Source organism: Amnimonas aquatica (assembly GCF_002943415.1).
GTDB classification, from domain to species: domain Bacteria; phylum Pseudomonadota; class Gammaproteobacteria; order Pseudomonadales; family Moraxellaceae; genus Perlucidibaca; species Perlucidibaca aquatica_A.
On sequence record NZ_PTQZ01000073.1, the window covers coordinates 1 to 7,704 of the forward strand.

The window sequence follows — 7,704 nt, forward strand, 5'->3', positions numbered from 1 at the left end:
ATGCGCAACTGTCGCTGCGCCAGCTCGAAGTCACCCCCATGGCCGCCTTCCTGGCCGAGCTGTTGCAGGCAGCAGAAGACCGCCCGGCCACCCCGGGCACGCTGGCCGCCCGCCTCCGGCTCGCCTCGCCGGCGCTGCCGGAAGCCCGGGCCCTCGACATGACACGCAGCGTGCTGCACGATCTCGCCCGCCACGGATTGCCTTTCCTGCGCCCCGGCCGCTGAGTCTCCGCACATGCCCGAACTGCCCGAAGTCGAAACCACCCGGCGCGGCATCACGCCGCATATCCTGGGCCGGCGCATCACCCGCCTGCAGGTGCGCGAACCCCGCCTGCGCTGGCCCGTGCCCGACGACCTGCCGGCGCTGCTGACCGGCAGCCGGGTCATGGCCACCGACCGGCGCGGCAAATACCTGCTGCTGCGCTGCGACCACGGCGCTGGTGATGCGGCAGGCCAGGCCGGCGGCACGCTGATGCTCCACCTGGGCATGTCCGGCAGCCTGCGCGTGTGCACGCCCGACACGCCGCTGAAGACGCACGACCACCTGATCTGGCTCATCGACGGCGACAGCCCGGACAGCATCCGGGAAATGCGCTTCCACGACCCGCGCCGTTTCGGCTGCTGCCTGTGGCTGGACGATGACCCGCTGGCGCACCCGCTGCTGCGCGACCTCGGCCCCGAGCCGCTGGGACCGGACTTCGCCGACGACCATCTGTTCCGGGCCAGCCGCGGCAAGCGTGCGCCGGTGAAAAGCTTCCTCATGGACAGCCATGTCGTGGTCGGCGTCGGCAACATCTACGCCAACGAAGCGCTGTTCCGCACCGGCATCCACCCGCTGCGCGAGGCCGGANGCTGCGCGATTTCGTCAACGGCAACGGCGAGCCCGGCTACTTCCAGCAGACCCTGAGTGCCTACGGCCGTGCCGGTCAGCCCTGCCTGCGCTGCCAGCGCCCGCTGCGCGAGGTGCGCCTGAGCGCCCGCAGCACGGTGTTCTGCACCCACTGCCAGCGCTGAGCGTCACCAGCAGGGCACACGCGCGAGGCCGGCAACGGCAGATTTTTCCACGCAAGACGGGTTAACATCGGGACCAGGCAACGCAGGCCCCGGCGCACGACGGCCTGCCGGCAACCAAGACCCCCCTGCCCGACCGGTGCGCCGGTCGGGCACCAGGAGACGGCATGACCACCCGCGTGATCTACCCCGGGACATTCGATCCCATCACCAACGGCCACAAGGACCTGGTCGAACGCGCCTCGCGCCTGTTCGACGAGGTCATTCTCGCCGTCGCCGCCAGCGAGAAGAAGAAGCCGCTGTTCAGCACCGAGGAGCGCGTCGCGCTGGCGCAGGAAGTCCTCGGCCACCTGCCCAATGTGCGCGTGGTCGGCTTCGACAAGCTGCTCTCGTTCTTCGTCAAGGAAATGGATGCCAACGTGGTGCTGCGCGGCCTGCGCGCCGTCTCCGACTTCGAGTACGAGTTCCAGCTGGCGAACATGAACCGTCAACTGAACAGCGAGTTCGAGACCGTGTTCCTGACCCCGTCCGAACACCTGTCGTTCATCTCCTCCAGCCTGGTGCGCGAAATCGCCATCCTCGGCGGCGATGTCAGCCAGTTCGTCTCGCCCTGCGTGCGCGAGGCCTTCGTGCGCAAGCTCGGCCACGGGCCGCGCCTGGCCTGACCGGAGCCGCGGACATGGCCCTGATGATCACCGACGAGTGCATCAACTGCGATGTCTGCGAACCCGCCTGCCCGAACCTGGCCATCTCCATGGGGCCGGAGATCTACGAGATCAATCCCATGCTGTGCACGGAATGCGTCGGCCACTTCGACGAGCCGCAGTGCGTCATGCTCTGCCCGGTGGACTGCATTCCGGTCAGCCCCGCCCATGTCGAGAGCCGGGAGCAGCTCATGACCCGTTACCAGCAACTCACCGGCCAGGCGCCGGCCGCGGGCGCCGAATGAAGCCGGTGCGCCCGCTGCACGGCCTGCTGCTCGGCCTGCTGCTGCTCCAGGGCTGCGCCAGCGCCCAGACCGGCAGCTTCCCCGGCCAGAAGATCGCGCTCGAAGGCACCGCCTCGTACTACGGCGACAAGTTCCACGGCCGTCGCACCGCCAGCGGCGAACTGCATCACCAGGGCGAAATGACCGCCGCCCACCGCACCCTGCCTTTCGGCACCAAGGTGAAGGTGACCAACCTGAAGAACAAGCGCAGCGTGGTGGTGACCGTGAACGACCGCGGCCCGCACAAGCCCGGCCGCATCATCGACGTGTCCCAGGCCGCCGCCCGCGAACTCGGCTTCATGCGCCAGGGCCTGACCCGGGTCAGGCTCGCCCCCGCCAACTGATCCGCACGCGAAAAAGACGGAGGCCGGGGTCCCGCTCCTGAAAACACGCTGGGAAAGCGCTACAGTTTTCAGGAGCGGGACCCCGGCCTCCGGCCTTCGACAGCAGTCAGATCAGGACAGGAACAGCTTCTTGATCAGGTTGTGCGACGCCTTGTTGAACGGCGGCAGGATGAACCGCACCGAATAAAACTTCGGACGCTCCAGCACGGCCTTCATGTTCGAGTAGGTCTGGAAGCCCTCGTAGGCGTGGTAGCGGCCCATGCCCGAGGCGCCGACACCACCGAACGGCAGGTCGTCGACACCGACATGGGTCACCACGTCGTTGATGCCCACGCCACCGGAGTGGGTGTGGGTCACCACGTAGTCGGCGCGCGCCTCGTCGTGGTCGAAGTAGTACAGCGCCAGCGGGCGCGGACGGGCGTTGACGAAGGCCAGCGCATCCGACAGCGACTCCACTTCGAGGATCGGCAGCACCGGCCCGAAGATCTCGTTCTGCATGATCAGCATGTCCGGCGTGGCGCCGAGCACGATGGTGGGCGGAATCTTGCGGGTGTTCTCGAAGCGCTCGGCCGACGGGTTGATCTCGATCACGCGCGCGCCCTGGGCGCGGGCATCGTCCAGGTAGGACTGGATGCGGGTGTACTGCTTGTCGTTGACGATGCTGGTGAAGTCGGCGTTGGTCAGCAGCGTCGGGTACATCTTGCTGACCTGCGCGGTGTAGGCGATCACGAACTCGTCGGTCTTGCCGCGCGGCACCAGCAGGTAGTCCGGCGCCACGCAGGTCTGGCCGGCGTTCCAGCACTTGCCGAAGGCGATGCGCTCGGCGGCGTCGGTCATGGAATAGGATTCATGCACGATGGCCGGCGACTTGCCGCCCAGCTCCAGCAGCACCGGCGTCAGGTTGTTCGAGGCGGCCTGCATGATGGTGCGGCCGACGTTGGTCGAGCCGGTGAAGGTCAGCTGGTCGAACGGCAGATGGCTGAACGCCTCGGAGACCTCGCCGCGACCGGTGATGACGGCCACGGTGTCTTCGGTGAAAATCTCGGCCAGCATGCGCTTCAGCGTCTCGCCCAGGCGCGGCGTGAAGCTCGAGGTCTTGATCATGACGCGGTTGCCGGCCGACAGGGCGCCGACCAGCGGGCCCAGGGCCAGGAAGACCGGGTAGTTCCACGGCACCACCACGCCGACCACGCCCAGCGGCTGCGGCACGACGCGGGCCTTGGCCGGGGTCGACAGCAGGCCGGAGTGGCGCTTCTGCGGCTTCATCCAGCCGGTCAGGTTCTTGCTGGCGTACTTGATGGCTTCCAGCGAGGTCAGCAGCTCGGCGAGCTTGGTCTCGTCCTTGGAGCGGTGGCCGAAGTCCTGGCTGACCGCGTCAGCGAGATCGTCCTGGTACTTGAGCACGGCTTCGCGCAGGCGCTTGAGGCCGTTGATGCGCTCGTTGGCCGACGGCATGGGACGCAGCGCGTAAGCCGAGCGCTGGGCCTGGAAGATGCGCTGCATGTCGGCGACCTGGGGGTTGTTTGCAGCCAGCTGAGCGATGTGGGCGACCATGATGACCTCGATAGGCAAGGGGGCATCGCTGGCCCGGAAACCGGCGCGCACGATGCTTCTTTTGTGTTGTGCCGATCTTTTAGAGCATTTACTCTAGGCTGTCAATAAAGTACCGGATGACCATGAACACCAAGCTCGCCGCCACGCCCCGCCAGTCCAAGCCGAAGACGCGCGACCGCATCCTCGCGCGCAGCCTGGAGCTGTTCAACGAGCAGGGCGAGCGCCAGATGAGCACCAACCACATCGCGGCCGCGCTGGGCATGAGCCCGGGCAACCTGTACTACCACTTCAAGAACAAGGACGCGATCATCTTCGAGCTGTTCCTCGAATACACCGATCACATGCGCGCCGCCCTGACACTGCCGGAAGACCGCCAGCTCACCCAGGCCGACAAGATCGTGCTGTTCGAGAAGATCATGGGCACGCTGTGGCGCTACCGCTTCCTGCACCGCGACATGACCCACCTGCTCGACAACGCGGAAATGCGCGACAGCTACCGCGCCTTCGCGCGCCAGGCCATGGTCAGCGTCAGCCACCTGTACCGGCTGCAGGTCGAGTCCGGCCTGGTCGAGGCCACGGAAGAAGAGATCATGGCGCTGACCACCACGATCTGGATCACCGCCACCAACTGGGTCACCTTCCTCAGCACCACCGGCTTCTTCGGCTACGCCGAACCGCTCACCGAGGCCATGCTGCGCCAGGGGCTGTACCAGGTCATCTGCCTGGAGGCGCCCTATCTGCGCGGCGAGGCGCGCAGCGGGCTGGAGGCGCTGAAGGCGCGCTACGGCGCGGCCTTGCGCATCGAAGAGGACTGGTAGGCCGGAGGCAGGCTGTCGGCCAGCTTCGCCACGCGCACGCTTTCCGGCGCCATGGCCTGCAGGAACTGCGGGATGCGCCGCTCCAGGTAGTAGATCGGCTCGCGCCACGACGAACCCGCCTCGACGAAACCGACATGGCCGCCGCGCGGCGAGATCTCCAGCTGCACCGTCGCCGACAGCTCGCGCGCCGAGGGGAAGCATTCCGGTGCCAGGAAAGGATCGTCGGCGGCCTGCAGCAGCAGCGTCGGCACCGTGATGTCGCCCAGGCGCTGGCGCGGGCTGCAGCGCGTGTAGTAGTCCTCGCCGTCGCGGAAGCCGTGCAGGCTGGCCACCAGCACATCGTCGAAGGTGCGGAAGGAAGTGAAAGGCCCCTGTGCCAGGCGCTCGCGGATGTGCGCCGCCATTTCCTCGTCGCCCAGCGCCTGCAGGCGGCCCGCCTTGCGTTCCCAGGCCTTGCACAGCTCGGCCAGCAGGTGCTTGCGGTAGACCCGCGAGAAGCCCTGGTCGAGGCGGTCGGCGCAGGCGCCGAGCAGCAGCGGCACCGACACCGCCACCGCCGCGAACAGCCGCTCCGGCGGCTTTTCCAGGGCCAGGTAATTGAGCGAGATGGCGCCCCCCAGCGAGTAGCCGACCAGCGCCAGCGGCACGTCGGTGTAACGCTCGCGAACCAGGCGCATGACATCGGCGAGGTCGTCGTGTGCGCCGGCATGGTAGGCGCGCGGCCGGTCATTGGCCTCGCCGGTGGCTCCGCGGCAGTTCATCGCCACGCTGGCCCAGCCGATGGCGTCAAGCGCGTGCTGCAGGCCGAGCACGTACTGCGACTGGCTGTTGCCGGTCAGACCGTGGACGATGACCACCAGCGGCTGGCGCTTGCCCATCCAGGACTTGGGCAGTCGCCAGTCCAGGTACAGCCAGTCGCCATCGGACAGGGTGACGCGCTCGCGCACGCGCCCGGGCGTGGCGACCTGGCGGAACATGGGCGGATACAGCGTCTGCAGATGCGGATTGTTCAGCCACCAGGCGGGCTGGAACGGACTGCGGCTGATGCCCGGCGTGAACGCATCAGCGGGTGAATGACTCATCGACTACCCTCTCCACGACCCCGGGGGCCGCGCTCAGGCAGGCTCCCCGGCCGGATCTCCGGCCCTGTTCTTCTCGCCCTGCCCGGCACTGTCGGTGTCCGGCGCCTCGGCGGCGTCGGCGACATGGTACAGCAAGGCATGCACCAGACCTGCGCGCGTCTGCCGGTGGAGCACGAGCGCCGGCGGCAGCGTCAGGCTGTCTGGCGCCTGTTCGGTCTCAACATAAACCCAGACACCCGTGTTGAGCCAGCCCTTTTCTGCAAGCAGCGCGAGCACACGGGCGGGGATATCCTGGTGGAAAGGCGGGTCCAGCAGTATCAGACCATAGCCGCCCGGGGGCGCCACGGCCGTGCGCAACCAGCGCTCGCTGTCGGCGGTAAGCACCTGACAGTGCTCGGCGGCCAGCGTGGTCGCGGCATCGCGCAGGCCGGCGGCCTGGCGCGCATCGCGCTCGACCAGGGTCAGGCTGGCCGCGCCGCGCGACAAGGCCTCGAAGCCGAGCGCGCCGCTGCCGGCGAAGAGATCGAGCACATGGCGGCCCGGCACCTCGAACTGCAGCCAGTTGAACAGCGTCTCGCGCACGCGGTCGGGCGTCGGGCGCAGGCCCGGCAGATCAAGGAATCGCAGGCGCCGGCTGCGCCAGCGTCCGCCCACGATGCGCAGCTCGCGCGTGCCGCCGCCCCGGCTCATCGCGCGCCTCCCGGCGGTGGCGGCGGCCCGCGGTGCGGCGTCTTCGGCGGATGCGGCGGCGGCTCAAGCCGGCCCACCGTCACCACCAGCAGACGATCGGGCTGCACATGGCGGCGGAAGGCGGCGCGCACCTGTGCCGGCGTCACCGCGCGCAGCCGCGCGATGTACTGGCCGATGAAATCGTCCGGCAGTCCGTAGAATCCGATCATGCCGAGGAAGTTGGCGACCTGCTCGTTGTTGGCGACGCTGCGCGGGAAGGCCTGCACCAGGCTGTCGATGGCCGCCTGCACATCCTGCGCCGGCGCGCCCTCGGCCACGAAGCGGGCAAGCAGCTTGCGGGTCAGGCGCAGGGCATCCTCGGCCTGGTCGTGGCGGGTGGAGAAGCTGATCTGGAACGGGCCTGCCACGCGCATGGGAATGAAGCGGCTGGTGACGCTGTAGGTCAGGCCGCGGCGTTCGCGCAGCTCGCGGGTCAGCAGCGTGCCGAAGCCGCTGCCGCCGAGCAGCTCGTTGCCGACCAGCAGCGGGAAGTAGTCGGGGTCGCTGCGCGACACGCCGACATCACCCAGCACCACATGCACCTGCTGCGACGGGAATTCGTCGTGCACCCGCAGCGCGCGCTTCAGCGGCGGCGCCGGTGGCAGCGCCGGGGCAGCCTCCCCGCCCGGCAGGCTGCGGCTGATGCGGGCGGCGACCTGCTCCGCGCTGGCGCGGTCGATGTCGCCGACCAGCACCAGCACGGCGTTGCGCGCCACGTAGTAGCGGGCATGAAACGCCTTCAGATCGGCCGGAGTGATGGCGCCGACGCTCTCCGGCACGCCGCGCGGCGGCGTGGCGTAAGGGTGCCGGGCATACAGGCGCTGATAGAAGAGCTGGCCGGCGCGGCCGGCCGGCGACTGCTGGACCTGGCGCTGCGACATGCGCATGGACTCCTGCAGCCGCCCCCAGGCCTCGTCGGCGAACAGCGGCTCGGCGGCCACCTCGGCGAACAGCGCCAGCGCGGGATCACGCTGCGCAGGGTCGCTGAGCACACGCAGCTCCAGCAGCGCCATGTCGCGGAAGGAGTCGGCGCGGAAATCGGCGCCCAGCTGCTCGAAGCCCTCGGCCACCGCCTGCGCGCCACGCTGGCGCGTGCCTTCGGACATCAGCCCGGACACCGCCGACGCCAGGCCCGCGAGCGCGCCGTCGCGGGCCGCGCCGGCATCGAAGAGCAGGCGG

General features: G+C 68.9%; 9 protein-coding genes and 1 pseudogene. 6 read left to right on the top strand and 4 right to left on the bottom strand.

What is annotated here, in order from left to right; translation table 11 throughout:
* The 5 genes and pseudogenes from C5O18_RS10360 to C5O18_RS04430 all read left to right on the top strand — a co-directional run.
* A partial coding sequence (locus C5O18_RS10360) for a hypothetical protein (RefSeq protein WP_158249265.1) occupies positions 1–224 on the top strand: 224 nt, incomplete at its 5' end.
* 10 nt (positions 225–234) lie between these two features.
* A pseudogene (gene mutM / locus C5O18_RS04415) lies at positions 235–1,013 on the top strand (bifunctional DNA-formamidopyrimidine glycosylase/DNA-(apurinic or apyrimidinic site) lyase).
* Between the two features lie 164 nt (positions 1,014–1,177).
* Entirely contained in the window at positions 1,178–1,675 is a 498-nt protein-coding gene (gene coaD / locus C5O18_RS04420) for a pantetheine-phosphate adenylyltransferase (RefSeq protein ID WP_105191813.1), read from the top strand.
* 14 nt (positions 1,676–1,689) lie between these two features.
* On the top strand, positions 1,690–1,959 hold the full coding sequence (locus tag C5O18_RS04425; RefSeq protein ID WP_105191814.1) for a YfhL family 4Fe-4S dicluster ferredoxin: 270 nt from the start codon (positions 1,690–1,692) through the stop codon (positions 1,957–1,959).
* Entirely contained in the window at positions 1,956–2,342 is a 387-nt protein-coding gene (locus C5O18_RS04430; RefSeq protein WP_105191815.1) for a septal ring lytic transglycosylase RlpA family protein, read from the top strand. The genes C5O18_RS04425 and C5O18_RS04430 overlap by 4 nt, the downstream gene beginning before the upstream one ends.
* Before the next feature lie 111 nt (positions 2,343–2,453).
* Here the strand turns inward: C5O18_RS04430 and C5O18_RS04435 are convergent, their stop codons facing one another.
* Complete coding sequence (locus C5O18_RS04435) at positions 2,454–3,896, bottom strand: coniferyl aldehyde dehydrogenase (protein WP_105191822.1); 1,443 nt, start codon at positions 3,894–3,896, stop codon at positions 2,454–2,456.
* A gap of 122 nt (positions 3,897–4,018) precedes the next feature.
* Between C5O18_RS04435 and C5O18_RS04440 the strand changes: the two genes are divergently transcribed.
* Positions 4,019–4,714 (top strand): TetR/AcrR family transcriptional regulator, encoded by a 696-nt coding sequence (locus C5O18_RS04440; RefSeq protein WP_105191816.1) that lies wholly within the window; start codon positions 4,019–4,021, stop codon positions 4,712–4,714.
* Here C5O18_RS04440 and C5O18_RS04445 read toward each other — a convergent pair.
* The 3 genes from C5O18_RS04445 to C5O18_RS04455 all read right to left on the bottom strand — a co-directional run.
* Positions 4,678–5,796: a hydrolase gene (locus C5O18_RS04445; RefSeq protein WP_206389724.1), complete on the bottom strand. Its 1,119-nt coding sequence runs from the start codon at positions 5,794–5,796 to the stop codon at positions 4,678–4,680. The two genes, C5O18_RS04440 and C5O18_RS04445, sit on opposite strands and share 37 nt — an antisense overlap.
* Before the next feature lie 33 nt (positions 5,797–5,829).
* Positions 5,830–6,486 (bottom strand): 16S rRNA (guanine(966)-N(2))-methyltransferase RsmD, encoded by a 657-nt coding sequence (gene rsmD / locus C5O18_RS04450; RefSeq protein ID WP_105191818.1) that lies wholly within the window; start codon positions 6,484–6,486, stop codon positions 5,830–5,832.
* Positions 6,483–7,704, bottom strand: a 1,222-nt coding sequence (locus C5O18_RS04455; protein ID WP_105191820.1) for a M16 family metallopeptidase, incomplete at its 5' end; no start/stop codon positions are given. The genes C5O18_RS04455 and rsmD, both read right to left, overlap by 4 nt.